The organism is Psychrobacter piscatorii (assembly GCF_904846415.1).
Classification (GTDB): domain Bacteria; phylum Pseudomonadota; class Gammaproteobacteria; order Pseudomonadales; family Moraxellaceae; genus Psychrobacter; species Psychrobacter piscatorii.
Map to the genome: position 1 here is coordinate 129,848 of NZ_CAJHAR010000004.1, position 18,903 is coordinate 148,750.

Consider the following 18,903-nt stretch of genomic DNA (forward strand, 5'->3'; position numbering starts at 1 on the left):
TAGGATATAAATATGAAACGCATTTTGATCAACGCTACTCAAAACGAAGAGATTCGTGTCGCCTTATGTACAGGCAATCATCTATACGATTTCGACTTAGAAAATCGTACCCGCGAGCAAAAAAAATCTAACATTTATAAGGGCCATGTGACCCGTGTTGAGCCATCGCTTGAAGCGGTATTTGTCGAATACGGCTCTCAGCGCCAAGGTTTTTTGCCGATTCGTGAAATCTCTGCCGAATATCTAAGCGGTAACCCACGTGATGAAAACATCAAAAAACTGATTAAAGAAGGCGACGAGCTAATCGTCCAAGTAGAAAAAGAAGAGCGTGGTAATAAAGGCGCTGCCTTATCGACGTATGTCTCTTTGGCTGGTCGCTATCTGGTACTCATGCCAAATAATCCTCGTGGTGGCGGTATCTCACGCCAAATCTCAGGCAAGCTGCGCGAAGATATGAAACGCATGCTGAGCAATCTTGATCTGCCAAAAGGCATGAGCGTCATCATTCGTACGGCGGGTATTGGCAAAACGCAAGAAGACTTGCAGCATGATCTCAACCATCTGCTCAATATCTGGAATGCCATCCAAGAACAAAATCAAAAATACCCGTCACCGCGCCTTGTGCATCAAGAAGCGGGCGTTGTGACGCGTGCTGTCCGTGACTATCTACGTGATGACATTGCTGAGATTTGGATCGACAACGAAAACGCTTATATTGAAGCAGCAGGCTTTATTGATGCAGTAATGCCAAAACAAGCCGAAAAACTACGTAAATATACCGATTATGAGCCGATGTTCTCACGCTTTAATATCGAAAAACAAATCGAAACGGCCTATCAGCGTGAAGTGCGTCTACCATCAGGTGGCTCAATTGTCATCGACCAAACAGAAGCCTTGGTCTCTATCGATATCAACTCAGCCAAATCGACTAAAGGTTCAGATGTTGCTGAGACTGCTTATCATACCAACCTAGAAGCGGCCGACGAGATTGCCCGTCAGCTTCGTCTACGTGATATGGGCGGTTTGATCGTTATTGACTTCATTGATATGAATGACAATAAGCATCAAAAGGAAGTAGAGAAGCGTCTAATCGATGCGACCAAATACGATCGTGCTCGCGTCCAGTTTGGTGATATTTCTAAATTTGGTCTGATGGAAATGAGCCGTCAGCGTCTACGCCCGTCCCTAGAAGAGTCAACAGGCTATATCTGCCCGCGTTGCCATGGTAACGGTATGATTCGTGACCTACGTTCGTTGTCGCTATCTATCATGCGTCAAATTGAACAAATTGCGCTCAAAGAACGCCAAGGTGAAGTACAAGCAGAAGTCCCAACCGACATCGCAGCATTTTTGCTAAATGAGAAACGCGATAGCTTGGTTTATCTTGAGCAAGACAGTGGCACGCGTATCACGATTTTGCCGCACGCCCATTTAGAATCACCAAACTTTAAGCTGCACTTTAATCGCGATGGCTTTGCCCCATCGAGCTACGAGCGTATCACTGATACCCAGCAACAAGAGCACAGTGACCTTGGCTACAATGTCGACTGGCAAACGGCTGAAAAAGAGCGCCCTGAACAGCAGCCTACTCGCCAGCCTCGTAAACCATCAAATGATAACAACAAGCAGAGCGCAGCCACGCAATCGCAGAACGATACTGTAAATCATAGCAATGATCGCCGTAATCATAAAAATGCTAATGACGCCGCGCCAGCGCGCGTGCCACAAGCCAGTCAACCTCAAAGCGTTGCAGCGCCAGTCGCAGCGCAAGCTCAAAATGTGGAAGCCACTGCTCAACCAAAAGCAGTTGCTTGGTTATCAAATCTGTTTGCGCAAGCACCGCAAGCCACCACCACACCTAGTGTCAGTAGTCGCGATGCCGCTGAAGCGATCGAGGCCTTGGTAAATACTGGCGCACAAAGCTTAGGCTCATTTGGCCAAGTTGATAGCAATGCATTGAATAGTGCCGCTTCAAATAGTGAGCAGCCAACTCAACAAAACAATAGTCAGAAAAACGACAGCCAACAGTCAGATAACAACGCTAATCGTCAACAGGCGCGTCGTAATGATAGCGATACTGATGACAGCAATAACGAAGACAGAAGAAGACGTAAACCACGTAAGTCAAGAAACTCAAAGCCGCGTCAAAGAAAAGAGGCGACTGATGAGACGACTAACAATGCCAATAGCAGCACGGACAACAGCGCTGATGAGAAATCGTCTGACACGCAAGGCCAACAACAGCAAGACAAGCGTCAACAGGAAAACAGACGCACGAACGATCGCAATCGTAATAACCGTCAAGACAGCAGCAATCGTCAAGACAATAACCAAAAAGCAAATGATCGTAATGACGCAGACAACGAAACTGGCCAAAAAGCTGACGAGCAAGTCCGCGCTAAGCGTAAATCGCATAGTCAACGTGGCTCACGCGGAAAGCTAGAGCGCGGTGAAACGCTAACGGCTGACGATGTTAAGCAAAACAAGCAGCAAAATGGTAAAAATAACGACGACGCCAATGGTAAAAACCAATCTGGCACACGTCGTAGTCAGGACCCTAACGAAGTCGTGCTACAAGTCAATGAAGCACCGACCAAGCTAAAGGCGTCAGAAGTTGTGCACTTATCTTTAGATGATAGCAAGTCCACGCCTGCTAAGCCTCAATCTAGCGATAAACACCGCTCAACAAATGGCACGGCAAAGAACGAGAGCAAAAAAGATCACGCTACTCAGCAAACTGCCAACAAGCCTAGTGACAGTGAAAAAAGTACTGACCAGAAAGATGACAATAAAAAGGGTACGGTAGAGACGTCTGAGAATCAGACTCAAAACAACCAAGAGGCGACTACTAACGCTAAGGTGCAAAATAATGCACCTGACCGTAAGCAGAGCACTGACAATAAAAATCAGTCAGAACAAGCGCAACCAGCCTCTTCTAGCGACCAACCAGCCTCTGCTGGCGACATAGATAGTCAATCAGTTAGCCCAAAGACGGCTGATGCAGAGCATGCCAAAGCCAAGCCTGAGCATCAGAAAGCTGATACCACTGATAATGTCAGTAAAGCTGAAGAAGCTAAAAAAGTTCCAGCTAATGACAGTGGTGCGAATGATAAAGGCATGAGTAACTCAGCACTTGAGCTAACACATGAATCACTGTTTAGCGAACGCTACGTGACTGCTGAGAAGTTTGGTCAAGCTAGCAACGACCCACGTGTGGTACGTGCTCAGCAAGAAAAAGCAACGAAAACAACACCTCAAGTCGAAGCTATTACTGTAAGTACAGCCGTGATACGTGGCACCGTTGGTGAGTTTATTCGTGCGACGCTGCCAGACGCGCAAACTCGCTTAGCAGAAAACGGCGTTATCAGCTGCTTTATTGAGACAATTGCCTTGTATAACGAGCAAGCGCAATCTGCCGATAATAGCACCAACGTTGAGAGCGCTGTTGATGACAACTATAGCAACGATATGGCCAGTCAGCACTTTGACTTTAGCAACTATGGCTATCAACCATTAGCAGCAGATTACTTGGCACGCTTTACAGCGATGACGCAAGCAGTCAGTCAATTTGCAGCAGCTCAAGGCAAAACAGCTGTTGAACCACGCGCTATTGGTAAACGTGCCAGCAATGACCCACGCGGTCAACATCCTGACTACCAAGAGCCAGCTGTATTGAGTGTTCCTACAGAGCAGACTTCGAGCAATGAAGCATCGTTAGTAAACACTAAGCAAAACAATAGCGAAGTGGATGCACATGACGTTGAAGCGACAGCACTGGCAAATCAAGCGCAGACAGACCATGTCAGCTCTGATAGCGAGAAATTGCTAGAAGTCGAGCAAGCTCAATCAGCTGCTAACAGTGCAGAAGCTCAAGCCGGTGAAGGACAAGAAACCAATACAACGGAAGCTGATGCAACACAGGCGGATGTAGAAAAGTCTAATGCAGAAGAGTCTGAGCAGACGACCGAATCTAAAGTAGAAGAATCTGCCAAAGAAACGGGCAAAGATGACAGTCAGGCAGCTAAGTCTAAGACCACTATCGCCAGTTATAAAAACATGATCGAGAATGTGGCTGAGCAATTGCTGCCACAGACAGGCATGTTTAATCTGACGACGCCAAAGGTTCCAAAGGCGCGCAGTCGCAAGCCTAAAACGGATCATAAAAAACCGACCCAAGCTGAGAAGCTTGCGTCTGATGATACCGATAGCGAAAGCTAATATATAGAAGCAGAGATATAAAAGCCCCAAAGCTACTAATAGCTTTGGGGCTTTTTGTTTTAACAGGTCGAAGCTTAGTTATTGATTTAGAAAAAAGTTTGATATTAAGATGGAAACATAGGCCAGCTTAATGAGTAGAAGAAGCCTTATCATCTTTGCCGCGAACTTTATCAATAATGGTAAGCAATGCTACAACTGCCGCACCGATAATAAAACCAATAACACCATTTAATACGGTAGTTGTTACCCCTTCAAAAATACCAGTGAGATGCGCGATATCTTCTACGCCATGATGCAAAAAGCCAATACCATGCACCAAGATACCACCACCCACTAAGAACATTGCCAACGTACCCGCAATAGACAAGAACTTCATGAGCTTCGGCGCAGCTGCAAACATCACCTTACCTACTTTTTGCTTAAACGTGCTTTCTTGCTCCATCAGATGTAAGCCCACATCATCAATTTTGACGATACCAGCGACCAAACCATAGATACCAATCGTAATACCAATTGCTAAAATAGATAGTACTAAACTGCGTTCTAGCAAAGTAGCACTTGCCGTTGCGCCTAGTGCAATCACGATAATCTCAGCTGATAAGATGAAATCTGTACGTATCGCGCCTTTGATTTTTTCTTTTTCAAAAGCAACCAAATCTACTGTTTCATCTGCATTGGCTTTTCGGCGGGCATTTTGTTCTTCATCATGTGGCAATGCATGTGGCCAAAACCGATGTATAACTTTTTCTGCCCCTTCATAGACTAGGAACAGACCGCCACACATTAATAAAAACGTGACAAGCGGTGGATAAATTGCACTGATCAATAACGCTGCTGGTACCAAAATGAGCTTATTGATAAATGAGCCCTTGGCTACTGCCCAAACAACGGGAAGTTCGCGATTGGCTTTGACACCAGTAACTTGTTCAGCGTTCAAAGCCAAATCATCGCCTAACACACCAGCGGTTTTTTTAGCAGCGACTTTAGTCATGACGGAGACGTCATCCAATATCACACTGATATCATCAAGTAAGGTTAATAAACTGGCACCTGCCATGTGTGCTCCTTAAAGCAAATTTGTTGAAGTAAATCGTGCTGAAATTATTAAAACAAAGTATTTTATTAAAACTCTTATAAAAACAATGCTATTAGCAGTAGACTACAAGGGCACGCCTATATATTACATAGTACAAATGTATCTTATTTTTTGAATTTGTGTTGTCAGCTATTCTTAAAAGTTGGGATTATTTGCATTTATTAGACGATGCATTTGAGCTGTCATTATCCATAAATATGGTAATATAGCGATTTTACCGCTTATCTTTATTATCAATAATTTGTAAAAACTTCTGTAAAATTAAACCTTTAAAACACTACTCAGACACCTTACTATATATTGTAATCCACAACGCTTTGTATATAACGAACTCATGTCTAGGCGCGATGCCTATAGGAAATCCATATGCCGTCATCCATTAGCAAAAATACCACGACGAATAATTTTTTCTCTCATACTACCCTATCTCGTTTTGTGATGAGTGCCTTGCTAGTAGGTATTGCTGCTGGCTGCTCAAACAATGCGGCGGATGCAACCAGTAATACCAGTGTTGTCAACGCGGCGCAGACCAAGGATGCGCCAGCCAAAGTGTCAGCTGATAGTGACTCTGCAGTGGTTAGTGCATTACAAGCAAACCTAAAGGCCTCTGGTATCGACGAAACCATCGTCTCAGCGGTACCAACAGATATGGATGATATTTATTGGGTGACTGCTGAAGGGCTCCCCTCTTTCTTTACCGATAAGTCGGGTAAGCATATTATCCAAGGACAGATCGTTGCCGTTGGCGGGGCTGCGCCAGTGGATATCAGTGCTGCTTTGGCGGCCAGTACCGCGCAAGAAGCGTTAAAAGCAGTCGATAAAAAAGAGATGATTATTTATCCAGCAAAAGGTGAGACCAAAGCGGTCGTCTATGCCTTTACTGATGCCGACTGTGGCTACTGCCGTAAACTACATGAAGAGATGGATGACATCAATGCGCGCGGTATCGAAGTGCGTTACTTGGCATGGCCACGCAGTCAAGAGTCTGTGCCAAAAATGGAAGCGATTTGGTGTAGTCAGGATCGTAACGCAGCGATGAATCAAGCAAAAATGGGTGCCAACGTGCAAGCGCCTAGCTGTGCTACCCCTGTGCAAGCGCATATGGCTCTAGGATCAAGACTGGGTGTACGTGGTACTCCTGCTATCTTTACTGAAGCAGGCGAGCAAGTAGGTGGCTACTTACCTGCAGCACAGTTGGCGCAAGCTGTCGGTGCAAACTAATGCTTAATCCCAAAATGTGATATTTTTGATATATTCTAATATCTATTATTTATATGAATGGATGTAAATGTAAGACAGTACCGCTTGAGCAATACCTTAGTATGCAAGTAAAGATGAGCACAATAGTTATTCTATAATCTATACCCTATATAACCTTATCGACATTGTGTAGACGTCACAACTGCTTGTCGGTATGATACGATAAAGCGCGATGCAAAATTAGCAATACCCTTTTATCTGAGCATTTTTTATTCAACTATAATGAAGTATGTATGCAAAGTAGCACTAGAAAATGCCTATAGACTGCCGGTGTCATGCCGCAGACTCATTTGATATTGCCCCAGCGTTATGCCCGCTTCATTATATTTAACCTCTTGAGGATACTGTGAGCAATTCCATCAAACTAGCGATACTTGGTTTAGGCACCGTCGGAACAGGTGTGATCAACCTAATCAATGACAATTTAGATGAGCTAAAACGCCGTAGTGGACGCGATATTATCATTACCGAAGTGGGTACGCGCCGTCAGCGTGATGATATTGATACCAGCATCATGCAAAACAGTGACTTGATGGCAATTGCGGCAAGCGACAATGTCGATATCGTTATCGAAGTGATTGGTGGTACGACCTTGGCTAAAGACGTCATCATGCAGGCTATCAAAAACGGTAAGCATGTCGTAACTGCAAATAAAGCGCTATTGGCTGAACACGGCAATGAGATTTTTGCGTTCGCTGAAGAGAATAATGTCCATGTTGCTTATGAAGCAGCGGTGGCAGGCGGCATCCCAATTATCAAAGTGATGCGTGAAGCGCTTGCTGCCAATAAAATTGATTGGCTCGCAGGTATCATCAACGGTACTGGCAACTTTATCATGACGGAAATGCGCGATAAAGGTCGCCCATTTGCCGACGTACTAGAGGAGGCGCAAGAGCTGGGTTATGCAGAAGCAGATCCAACTTTTGATGTGGAAGGCATTGATGCGGCGCACAAACTAGCCTTGCTTGCCTCTATTGCATTTGGTATCCCGCTACAGTTTGACAAAGTCTACTGTGAAGGCATCACTGGTATCACACTACAAGATGTCAATTATGCCGAAGAGCTTGGCTACCGTATCAAACATTTAGGATTTGCGGTACGCCGTGATGGTCAAGGCAACAGTGAGGACGCTGGCGTTGAATTACGTGTACATCCAACGCTCATTCCACAAGACGCGTTGCTTGCCAATGTCAACGGCGTAAAAAACGCGGTATTGGTCAACTCACATCCACTTGGGCAAACGCTCTACTGCGGTGATGGCGCTGGTGCTGGTGCTACTGCTTCGGCAGTGATGGCCGACGTTATGGATCTCGTCCGTGTATTAGGTAGCAAAAGTGGCGACGAGCAAAACAGCAGCGAGCAGAATAATCATGGGCATCATGTGCCGCACTTAGCATTTATCCCTGAGCAACTCTCAGACACGCCGATATTACGTGCTGAGCAGATGATTACTGGTTACTACTTACGTGTACACGCTTATGATAGCCCAGGTGTCTTAGCGGACATCACTCGCATCCTAAGCGATGCAGGTATCAATATTGATGCCATTCTACAGAAACCTGCACATAAAGTTGGTCAAGTACCTGTCATTATCTTAACCCTACCTGTGGTTGAGAGTCAGATGAACCTCGCTATCGAAAAAATTGAAAAATTAGACACCATTACTGATAAAGTAGTACGCATTCGCTTAGATGAGCTGGCTTAATACATAATTTTAGCAAGCCACGCTTATCACCCCCTTTATCGGTGAGCTAGGCAAATGCTAACCGATAAAGGGTAATAGCGAACCAGTCCCTGCCTCTCTATGAGGCACTTTCATTTAAAATACGTAAATAAGGAATAATAACGATGTCAAATGATGCAATTGTAATCTTAAACGGCGCACGTACACCAATGGGCGGCTTCCAAGGCGTACTCAAAGACATGAGTGCTAGCGATTTGGGCGCTGCTGCAATCAAAGCCGCTGTCGAACGCTCAGGCGTTAGTGTCGATAATATTGATGAAGTAATCATGGGTTGTATCTTGACTGCAGGTTTGGGTCAAGGCCCTGCCCGTCAAGCCATGCGTAAAGCTGGATTGTCTGACGCGACTGGCGCTGTCACCATCAACAAGCTATGCGGCTCAGGTCTAAAAGCCGTCATGCAAGCACACGATGGCATCAAAGCTGGTAGCTTCAATGTTGCTGTGGCTGGTGGCATGGAGTCAATGACCAACGCACCGTATCTCATGCCAGGGTCGCGTGGTGGCTACCGTATGGGTCACAAAGAAGTCAAAGATCATATGTTCTTAGACGGTTTAGAAGATGCTGAGACTGGTAAGCTCATGGGCATGTTCGCTCAAGAAATGGCGGATGAAAAAGGCTATACACGTGAGAAGATGGATGAATTTGCCATCGAATCACTCAATCGTGCGCTAACCGCTATCAAAGATAATCACTTCAAAGATGAAATTGAGCCTGTAACGTTTGAAACTCGTAAAGGTGAGCAAACGGTCGATACTGATGAGCAACCAGGCCTAGCGAATGCTGATCGTATCCCAAGCTTACGCCCAGCATTTGCAAAAGACGGTACCATCACTGCAGCCAATGCCAGCTCAATCTCAGACGGTGCTGCTGCTGTCGTCGTCATGAAAGAATCACAAGCGAAAGCTGAAGGTCTGGATTATCAAGCCCGTATCGTTGCGACTGCATCAAATTCGCGTCACCCAAGCGAATTTACGATTGCACCGATTGGCGCAATTGAAAAAGTACTAGCAAGTGCTGGCTGGTCAGTAGATGAAGTTGATCTATGGGAAATCAACGAAGCCTTCGCGATGGTCACTATGGCTGCTATGGATGAGCTAAAAATCGACCATGCCAAAGTTAACGTTGAAGGCGGCGCTTGTGCCCTTGGCCATCCAGTAGGCTGTTCAGGTGCGCGTATTCTCGTTACCCTTATCAACTCTCTTAAACGTATCGGTGGCAAAAAAGGGATTGCAACCCTATGTATCGGTGGCGGCGAAGCTGTAGCCGTTGCGATTGAGCTACCTTAAGTAAAAACTGCACTTGTACATGACCTTTAGAATGTAACTGACTATTTAGTATATCACTTACTTGATATATGTTACCCAAAAACCGCATTGCCCTAGGTGATGCGGTTTTTTTGTTTCTGCTTAATCAAAATACACATTAAACATTACTCTATGTTAAGGCGCGTTAACTTGTACCCCCTTCTCTGTTATCGCACTTACAGCCTATTACACGCAATTACGGCAAGTGCACACTTTGCTACCTTGCTCATATATCTCATCCAAAATCATGGTGTTAGGATGGCTACAAGTTGATGAGAGAGCTAATCCAATAGTTTAATCCTAACTTTGTAATACAAATGGTATTGCGTTAAAACTTAAAAATAAATATTAATTTTAAAACTATAAACTCATATAAAAGGAAGACAATAATGAGCCAGCTAATCCGTTTAAAAGATATCCAAGCCACTCACCGCGACCTAATCGGTGATGACTATTATGATCCAACAGAAAAAACTGCTTACGGTGTGAACGAGGAAAAGATCGGTAAAATCGAAGGTGCGCTAGTAGAAGACACCACTGGCCGCATTCGCTATTTGATCGTTGATGCAGGTGGCTGGTTTAGCTCAAAAGAAGTACTAGTACCAGCAGGTTTAGCACGTATTGTAGGTGACGATGTATTCTTTGATAGCTTGACTAAATCACAAGTAGAGGCGATGGAAGCATATGACCATGATTACCAGTACAGCTATAAAGAGCAATATGAAAAAGACCGTCAGGCTTTTACTGCTGATACCCTCCCAGCTGAAGAGCGCGTAGATATTGCAGATCATTCTTATGATGCACCAAATACACTAGAGCTATTAGAAGAGCGTTTGACTGTTAATAAAGACCGTATCGTTGCAGGCCTTGTAAAAGTCGGTAAGCACGTTGTCACTGAAGAGCGCAATGTCGATGTCGAGCTAGAAGAAGAACATGCTGATATCCAGCGTACCAGCGTTGATCGTCCAACAGATCGTCGCATTGGTGATATGGATGTCAACGATACCGTTGAAGTTGAACTAGAAGCAGAACGTGCTCGTGTCGGTAAAGATACTTATGTCTCTGAAGAAGTGAATGTTGGCAAAACAACAGAACGTCATACTGAAACTATCGTTGAGACTATTCAGCGCGAAGAGCTAGACGTTGACAACGACGGTAATGTAGTCGACCGTGAAGGCAACTTAGTAAACCGTGATGATATTACTGCAGAAGATGTACGCCGTGCTCGTGGTATGTAATACACCGATACTTTGTGTCTTTTAATGATATTGTGATGTCGTCATGAGATGCGATAGTAATAGGCAGCTAAGCATTTTGGTTTAGCAGATTAAGACCAGAGCATGTCTCTGGTCTTTTTTGTATCGATAATATGGTGACATGATTTATTATAGTAATGATTAATGATAGTAATAAATTCAATATTACTTGTTAACATTCCATCTTGCCCAATCCATTATTTTGTAATTATAAGGAAATAACAATGACTACTGACCATACAGAAAATTTATACCAAGACGATTTGGAAAACCAAAAAAGTACACTAACTGATGAAAACTCCAATGTCGTCAATGTTGGACATTTGGAACTATTAGAAGAGCGTCCTGTCATCAATAAAGAGCGCCTAGACGTTGGTAAAGTGACTGTCACCAAGCATGCCCGCACCAAAACTATCGACGTCCCTATCGAATTAGTAGAAGAGTACATCACGATTCGTACTGAATACCATGATGCAGAGAGTCAAGATTTGCTGTCTGGCCATTACGACGAAAAAGACATATTACGTCATGTTGAGCCCTCACTTGATAGTAAAGCTGTGGTGACCGTCAATGGTAAACAAATAGAGATTGGTGATGATCCGATTGAAATCGTCTTATCACGCCAAGTGGCGACTATTACCAAAGATACCTATGCCATCCAAGAAATTGAGGTCAATAAGAGCACACATATCCATACCGATAGTATCTCAGTAGAGCTTAAGCATGAAGAGTTAGATGTGACTGAAGAAGGGTATTTGGCGCATGAGACTAATACTACTCAACCAAAATAGATGAAATACTGGTTTTTTAATCACCAGCATAGATAAGTCACTGACAAAAAAAGCAACGCTAAACCAGCGTTGCTTTTTTATGTGGTAAATAGCAGTCAAACTTTTATACTTTATTACATTCAAAAGTATTCACGGTTGACTCATCCGCACCAGCCGTACGCATGACGCCAGTTTCGCGTTCTTCATGCGCCACACGCCACTGAGTAAAACCTTCACTACCATCCATTGCGGTTGCGACTTCAAACACTTCTGGGTTACTGCCTTCATTGGTCTGATTCAATGTCACTGTACCCATATCAGTCGCGACAACGACTTGGTTAGCGTCTTCTTTATAAGTTGCTTCAACTTTTAGCTCAGGTGAGCACAGATACGATACCTGCGTCACGCCGCTGTTTACTGACGCGACCGTATCATCTTCTACTTCATTAAGTGAGGCATCTTCAGTATTTACAACGACATCACTTGGCTCAGCAGGCTCAGCTGACATTGGTACAGATTCTTCAGCAGTGACACCATCTTCCATACTTGACTCTGGCTCTGATTGTTGCTGACAGGCACTGATCGTTAATGCACCAGCGAGCAACCCCGTCAATGCGACTGAGGTACGTAATTTTTTTAATAATTCTAAACTCATAACGCTCTCCCAAATAGATATGCTAAACACTATAGCGTGTCCATAAATTCACGCCTATGCTGAATTTGTAAGCAATCAATACAAAGTGTTCATCTGCTATAGAACGGTAAATTATAGAACAAGCAGCATTTATAAGATATAAAAAAGCCCCTATCTGGTTGAGATAAGGGCTTATTATTTGGCAGTCTATAGACTCTAACCATAGTTGTTAATGATTAAAAGACAAGAGTGATTAGATTTTGCCGTGACACTGTTTGTACTTGAGCCCTGAACCACAAGGACAAGGGGCATTACGGCTGATATTCATACCAGCGTACGGGTTTGGCTCATTGGCATTGCTACCACTGGCTGCCATAGCAGCGCCAGCTGCTGCCGTACCATTAAGGCTGCGGTTTTGTGGCTGCGGCTGAGCGGCTGCACTGTTTACGTTGCTATCTAGATTATCTACGTCATCATGTTCAAACTGCATTTGCATATGCGCAGCATTCTCACGTTGCTGAGCTTCCAACGCCTCCAGCTCTTCTTTGGTTGGGATATGAACACGTGATAAATCTTGTACCGTTTCGGACTTTATCGCCCCAAGCATCATTTGGAATAGCTCAAACGATTCACGCTTGTATTCTTGCTCAGGGTTTTTCTGCGCATAGCCGCGTAGATGGATACCTTTACGCAGCTGATCCATCTGTGTCAAATGCTCTTTCCAGTGCTTGTCTAGACTCTGTAGCATAAAATGACGCTCAAGCTGGGCGGCGTCTTGCTCACCCATTTGCTCACGGCGACTGTGATAACGGTCTATGGCTGTTTGAATAATTTTAGCACGCAGTCCTTCTTCATCTAGACGGCGGTCTTCATCTAGCCAATCGTTGATCGGCATTGAAATTTTGAACTCGTCCTCAAGCTCATCTTCTAATCCGTCAATGTTCCACTGATCGTCGATAGAACCAGGTGGAATGAATTGGTTGATCATGGCGTTATACACTTCATGATGCATCACTTCGATGGCTTCTAATAAGTCCATTTCGGCAAGCAAATCATCACGCTGACCATAGATAACTTTACGCTGCTCATTAGCGACATCATCGTATTTCAACAGGTTCTTACGTGCATCAAAATCGCGGCTCTCTACTTTACCTTGCGCGTTTTCGATCGATTTTGAAACCATCTTATGCTCGATGGCTTCATCTTCTTTTAGACCCATGGCACGCATCATATTAACCACGCGATCGCCTGCGAAGATACGCATCAAATCATCTTCGAGCGATAAGAAAAAGCGTGACATCCCAGGATCACCCTGACGACCAGCACGACCACGTAATTGGTTATCGATACGACGTGATTCATGACGCTCAGAGCCAATGATATGTAGACCGCCAGCCGCAACGACTTGATCATGCTTCACTTGCCACTGAGACTTTAGGCGCTGCATCTCTTCTTTACTAACCGATTCTGGATCTTCGATAAACGACTGCCAGTTACCACCAAGAATAATATCGGTACCACGACCCGCCATGTTGGTGGCGATCGTCACTGATTTTGGGCTACCAGCCTGTGCGATAATCTCAGCTTCACGCTCATGCTGCTTGGCGTTTAGGACGTTATGCTTCACGCCTTCTTGATCGAGCAAATAAGACAACTCTTCACTGGCTTCAATCGTCGCCGTACCGACCAATACTGGCGCACCTTTGGCTTGAATCTCTTTGATCTCGCGGATAATGCCCTTATATTTTCCTAACTTGGTTAAGAAAATCTGATCATCCATATCGATACGAGCAATCGGCTCATGCGTTGGAATGACGATAACATCCAAATCATAAGTGGATTTGAACTCGGCTGCTTCGGTATCAGCAGTACCCGTCATACCCGACAGCTTATCATAAAGACGGAAGTAGTTCTGGAAGGTCGTGGTCGCAAGCGTTTGGTTTTCTGCTTGAATCTCCACGTTTTCTTTGGCTTCTACTGCTTGATGCAAACCTTCTGACCAACGGCGACCAGGCATGGTACGGCCTGTGTTTTCATCGACGATGACCACTTCGCCTTCATCGACGATATAGTGAACATTTTTGACAAATACATGATGCGCACGAATGGCTGCTTGAACGTGAGCTAATAACGGCAAGCGGCTTGGGCTATACAAGCTTTCGTTTTCACCCAGCTCGCCCACTTCGATTAAGAAGCGCTCAATTTTTTCGTAACCTTTTTCACTGATTTCAATCTGGCGATTTTTTTCATCAATCCAGAAATCTTCTTCTTCGTTATTCTTGTTTGCTTCTTCATCTTTTGAACGAATCAGCACAGGAATAATCGTATTGATCAGCGCATACATACGTGACGAATCTTCAGCTTGACCCGAGATAATCAGCGGTGTACGAGCTTCATCAATCAAGATCGAGTCAATTTCATCGATGATACAGAAATTCAGCGGACGCTGTTTTTTCTCTTTTAAACTAAAGACCATGTTGTCACGCAGATAGTCAAAACCGTACTCATTGTTAGTACCATAAGTGATATCTGCTTGATACGCTGCGATTTTTTCTAATGGCGGCTGCTGTGAGTAAATAACGCCAACCGTCATACCTAAAAAGCCAAACAACGGACGGTTCAACTCCGCATCACGGGCGGCTAGATAATCGTTGACCGTGACCAAATGAACGCCTTTACCACTAATGGCATTGAGGTACATCGCCAAGGTTCCCATTAGGGTTTTACCTTCACCTGTTTTCATCTCAGCGATTTTGCCTTCATGCAAGGTGATACCACCGATCAGCTGCACATCATAGTGGCGCATACCATTGACACGCAATGAGGCCTCGCGGCAGACGGCAAACGCCTCTGGTAATAGCGCATCTAAGCTTTCGCCTTTTTGATGACGCGCCTTAAACTCTTCGGTTTTTTGTTGTAGTTGCTCATCAGACAGGGCTTGTATTTCAGCCTCTCGTGCGTTGATCTTGCTGACCACTTTACGCATGCGTTTTAGTTCGCGGTCATTTTTGGTGCCAACCACACTGCCTACAATCTTTGATAACATAATTTTTTGACCTATGGAATATTCGATAATTAGTGCGCATTAGCCAAAGCTTAGCTCGTGGTCTTGTCATTACCCGACTAAGTACTACCTAATTTAGTATCGCCCAATTAAGTGTGCCGTCATTATATATGGTTATGGCGCTGATGGATACAAGGGCAGCGAGTAGATATTTGCCAAGGCAAAAACCAAGCTAGACGTGTTAAAATGACGCTTACTTTATTAAATTTCTTAGCTTTTTTAGCACTTGTATGTGATGGCTATGAGGTAACTTTCATATGGCGCTGTCGATATAATCTAGCCCAAATCTAGTGGCTATGTCCTTCTTCGGTACGTACCAGGCACATTTGTTATATCAACTCTATCGTACCAAAACAATCTATAAAACTGGCGCTAATCCGAAACCGGCTGCCGCAAATACTGTTTAATAAAAACCTATCGAAACACAATAAGAGACTCTGCATGACCGTAAAGCCGTCCGTCCAAAATCATTCATCTATTTCTACTCGATCAGATAGTGCCTTATCAAAACAAAATACATCTGACTGTTTAAGCATCGGCGATACCGTCTATAACCTAGCGGATCATACGCCAATGATGGTGCAATATCTAACCATGAAAGCCAGCTATCCACAAGCATTGCTGCTGTACCGGATGGGTGACTTTTATGAGCTGTTCTTTGATGATGCTAAGCGGGCAGCGCAAATATTAGACATCACTCTGACGCGTCGTGGTACGGATAAAGCAGGCAACACGATAGCGATGGCGGGCGTACCTTTTCATGCAGCCGATAGCTATATGGCACGCCTAATCGCGGCTGGGCAAACGGTCGTCGTGTGTGAGCAAATTGACGAGTCGACAACTACCAATGCTGGCAGTGCTAACAATAAGACCAACGTCCCTACGATGGGCGATAAGCAAAAGAAAAGTAAATCGGCGGCTGGTAGCATCATGCGCCGTGAAGTGGTCAAAACACTGACGGCAGGAACCATTACCGATGATGCACTCATTGCACCAAACCATACACCGACTGTCGTTGCTATCGATATTGCTCATTTAAAAACGCAAGATAATAGCCAAACGTTACAAGCAGCTGTTAGCCAAATGGATCTAGCTGCAGGTACATTGACTACCCAGACGCTAATAGCAGATAAAAACGATATAGATGTTTTGAAAACTCAAATGCTGACGGTACTTGCACGTTTTGCACCTAGTGAATGTATCATTAGCGAAGCACTCAGCGATAGCATTGGCGGCACTGATGCAGAGTGGATGCTGTGGTTACGGCAACATCTGGACTGCCCTATTATAGAAGTCGCTGCCAATGACTTTCATCGTGAGCACGCGAGCGACACACTTTGTCAGCAGTTCGAAGTACAGCGTCTCGATGGTTTGGGTATCGCAGATAACCTGCTGGCGCAAACTAGCTGTGCTGCGCTTATTCATTATGCACGGCAAACGCAGCAGCGTCATGTGCCACAAGTCAATAAGCTCATCGTTGAGTATAGCGTTGATTATTTGATTATCGATGCCAATAGTCAGCAAAACCTTGAGTTATTTAGTCCAGTCAGTAGTAGTGGTACTTCCCTAATATCTGTCCTTAACCATTGTCAAACGCCAATGGGGAAGCGACTGCTCGTACAACAAATGAAGCGTCCACTGCGCCAGCATTCACGTATCAATATGCGTCTAGATGCGATAGCATGTCTACTCAATACCGATAGCGACTCAACGCAAACTGCGCAACCCCCAAAAGACAGCTCATTGGTTATCAGTTTACGCGATACGCTAAACACTATTGGCGATATTGAGCGAATCAGCAGTCGCATCGGGCTGATGAGTGCCAAACCTCGTGATTTACGCAAGCTTGCCGATGGTATCGCTAGCAGCGCCCAGCTTACCACTCTGCTGACAGCGTCAGGTATCAGCCATGAAGACGCTGGTCTATTGCCGATGTTGATGCAGCAATTGCCAGCTCAACTGCCAGCCGTTCAAGCGGTGGCTGAGTTAATCGAGCGCGCTATTGTCATTGAGCCACCTGCACATATCCGTGATGGTGGTATGTTGGCAGCGGGCTATGATGACGAGTTCGACCGCCTCACTCATCTACATGACAATATTCAAGTGACATTGGACGAAATGGTAGAGCGAGCCCGTCAGGACAACCAACTACCGAGTCTAAAAGTAGGGTTTAATAAAGTCAGTGGCTTTTACTTTGAATTGCCCAAGATGCAAGCAAAAAATGCCCCTGCTCACTTTATTCGTCGGCAAACGCTCAAGAGTAGTGAGCGCTTTATCACTGATGAGCTAAAAGAGGTCGAGACAGAATATCTGAGTGCGCAATCTTTGGCATTGGCTCGCGAGAAAACACTGTACCAAGCTCTGCTCAACCAATTAAACGAACATTTGGCTGAGCTACAACAACTGAGCGCTGCTATTGCCCAAATAGATGTGCTAAGCAATTGGGCGCAGCTTGCGACGACTTACCATTGGCAACGCCCAGTTATGGGAGGAGTTTCAGAAAACCGAAATGAATCCACGGTCAACAATCAGACCCATATTGATATCCGCCAAGGTCGTCATGTCGTGGTCGAAGCGGCATTAAATCAAGCGAACGCGAACAATCGGAACGGTGCTGCATCAAATACAAACCATTTTGTCGCGAACGACTGCGTGCTGGGTAGTGCTCATGCTAATGAAGGACATCCTGAAAGATTACTCTTAATTACTGGCCCTAATATGGGTGGTAAGTCTACCTATATGCGTCAAACGGCGCTGATTGTTTTGCTTGCTCATTGCGGGAGCTTTGTGCCCGCCGAGCATGCACATATTGGTGATATTGACCGAATATTTACCCGTATCGGCTCAGCGGATGATTTGGCAGGCGGTAAATCTACCTTCATGGTTGAGATGATCGAGACGGCCAATATTTTAAACCAAGCGACCCATAAATCACTGGTATTGATGGATGAGGTCGGACGCGGTACCGCCACCACTGATGGTTTGGCAATCGCTCATGCCTGTGTCAACCGTCTAGTCGATATTGGCTGCCTGACGTTATTTGCCACTCATTATTTTGAACTGACGCAATTGGGACAGACAAGTGACGAGATTCGTAACGTCCACGTCGCCGCCAGTGAAATCGATGGTCAGTTACTCCTCCTTCATCAGATCAAAGATGGCGCTGCAAGCTCTAGCTTTGGACTACATGTCGCGAAGATGGCAGGTATTCCCACTCAGGTCTTGGATGATGCCAAGCGCTATTTGATAAATCACATACATCTAGATGGCCTAAAAGCGAATAATCAAGAAATCATTGATGATAAAAATGACTTAGCTAAGTCAGTAAGGGATAAACAGTGGGAATCTAACAATGATGTTGTTCTAGAGCCACAAAGTAGTTACGCTATACAATCACCAAATATAGCGGGTAATCTAAAGCAAAATCAGTTGTTTAGCATAGAAGACGAGCTCAGCGCCATTGATCCTGATAGCCTAACCCCCAAGCAAGCGCATGATTTGATCTATCATTTGAAGAAAATCATTAGTCATTAAAGGGAATTGTCAAATCGTAGTAA

Annotated in this window: 10 protein-coding genes; 7 read left to right on the forward strand and 3 right to left on the reverse strand. The window is 44.8% G+C overall.

Annotated elements, in window-relative coordinates; all coding sequences use genetic code 11:
• Positions 1–12: 12 nt before the first annotated feature.
• Complete coding sequence (locus JMX83_RS03080; protein WP_201598993.1) at positions 13–4,218, forward strand: Rne/Rng family ribonuclease; 4,206 nt, start codon at positions 13–15, stop codon at positions 4,216–4,218.
• Between the two features lie 127 nt (positions 4,219–4,345).
• Here the strand turns inward: JMX83_RS03080 and JMX83_RS03085 are convergent, their stop codons facing one another.
• Positions 4,346–5,275: a DUF808 domain-containing protein gene (locus JMX83_RS03085; RefSeq protein ID WP_201598996.1), complete on the reverse strand. Its 930-nt coding sequence runs from the start codon at positions 5,273–5,275 to the stop codon at positions 4,346–4,348.
• 477 nt (positions 5,276–5,752) lie between these two features.
• Here JMX83_RS03085 and JMX83_RS03090 point away from each other — a divergent pair, with 477 nt between their 5' ends.
• The 5 genes from JMX83_RS03090 (at position 5,753) to JMX83_RS03110 (ending at position 11,669) form a co-directional block, all read left to right on the forward strand.
• Positions 5,753–6,535, forward strand: coding sequence for a DsbC family protein (locus tag JMX83_RS03090; protein ID WP_406947615.1), 783 nt, complete (start codon positions 5,753–5,755; stop codon positions 6,533–6,535).
• Between the two features lie 385 nt (positions 6,536–6,920).
• Positions 6,921–8,279, forward strand: coding sequence for a homoserine dehydrogenase (locus JMX83_RS03095; protein ID WP_201599002.1), 1,359 nt, complete (start codon positions 6,921–6,923; stop codon positions 8,277–8,279).
• Between the two features lie 143 nt (positions 8,280–8,422).
• Positions 8,423–9,604, forward strand: coding sequence for a thiolase family protein (locus tag JMX83_RS03100; RefSeq protein WP_201599004.1), 1,182 nt, complete (start codon positions 8,423–8,425; stop codon positions 9,602–9,604).
• A gap of 407 nt (positions 9,605–10,011) precedes the next feature.
• The gene (locus JMX83_RS03105; protein WP_201599007.1) at positions 10,012–10,860 is read left to right on the forward strand and encodes a DUF2382 domain-containing protein; all 849 of its coding nucleotides are present in this window, start codon (positions 10,012–10,014) and stop codon (positions 10,858–10,860) included.
• Between the two features lie 242 nt (positions 10,861–11,102).
• Complete coding sequence (locus JMX83_RS03110; protein WP_201599009.1) at positions 11,103–11,669, forward strand: YsnF/AvaK domain-containing protein; 567 nt, start codon at positions 11,103–11,105, stop codon at positions 11,667–11,669.
• Positions 11,670–11,772: 103 nt separating this feature from the next.
• On the opposite strand, the gene JMX83_RS03115 is transcribed toward JMX83_RS03110, so the two are convergent.
• Both JMX83_RS03115 and secA read right to left on the reverse strand, forming a co-directional pair.
• Entirely contained in the window at positions 11,773–12,303 is a 531-nt protein-coding gene (locus JMX83_RS03115) for a hypothetical protein (RefSeq protein WP_201599011.1), read from the reverse strand.
• A 232-nt stretch (positions 12,304–12,535) separates the two neighbouring features.
• The gene (gene secA / locus JMX83_RS03120; RefSeq protein WP_201599015.1) at positions 12,536–15,328 is read right to left on the reverse strand and encodes a preprotein translocase subunit SecA; all 2,793 of its coding nucleotides are present in this window, start codon (positions 15,326–15,328) and stop codon (positions 12,536–12,538) included.
• Between the two features lie 459 nt (positions 15,329–15,787).
• On the opposite strand from secA, the gene mutS reads away from it, so the two are divergent.
• The gene (gene mutS, locus JMX83_RS03125) at positions 15,788–18,880 is read left to right on the forward strand and encodes a DNA mismatch repair protein MutS (RefSeq protein WP_201599017.1); all 3,093 of its coding nucleotides are present in this window, start codon (positions 15,788–15,790) and stop codon (positions 18,878–18,880) included.
• Positions 18,881–18,903 lie beyond the last annotated feature (23 nt).

What these genes read in the sequence shown, in the direction of transcription:
- secA (WP_201599015.1), bottom strand. Translation starts at nt 15,328, where the DNA reads ATGTTATCAAAGATTGTAGGCAGTGTGGTTGGCACCAAAAATGACCGC.
- JMX83_RS03090 (WP_406947615.1), top strand. Translation starts at nt 5,753, where the DNA reads ATGAGTGCCTTGCTAGTAGGTATTGCTGCTGGCTGCTCAAACAATGCG.
- JMX83_RS03115 (WP_201599011.1), bottom strand. Translation starts at nt 12,303, where the DNA reads ATGAGTTTAGAATTATTAAAAAAATTACGTACCTCAGTCGCATTGACG.
- JMX83_RS03085 (WP_201598996.1), bottom strand. Translation starts at nt 5,275, where the DNA reads ATGGCAGGTGCCAGTTTATTAACCTTACTTGATGATATCAGTGTGATA.
- JMX83_RS03110 (WP_201599009.1), top strand. Translation starts at nt 11,103, where the DNA reads ATGACTACTGACCATACAGAAAATTTATACCAAGACGATTTGGAAAAC.
- JMX83_RS03080 (WP_201598993.1), top strand. Translation starts at nt 13, where the DNA reads ATGAAACGCATTTTGATCAACGCTACTCAAAACGAAGAGATTCGTGTC.
- JMX83_RS03105 (WP_201599007.1), top strand. Translation starts at nt 10,012, where the DNA reads ATGAGCCAGCTAATCCGTTTAAAAGATATCCAAGCCACTCACCGCGAC.
- mutS (WP_201599017.1), top strand. Translation starts at nt 15,788, where the DNA reads ATGACCGTAAAGCCGTCCGTCCAAAATCATTCATCTATTTCTACTCGA.
- JMX83_RS03100 (WP_201599004.1), top strand. Translation starts at nt 8,423, where the DNA reads ATGTCAAATGATGCAATTGTAATCTTAAACGGCGCACGTACACCAATG.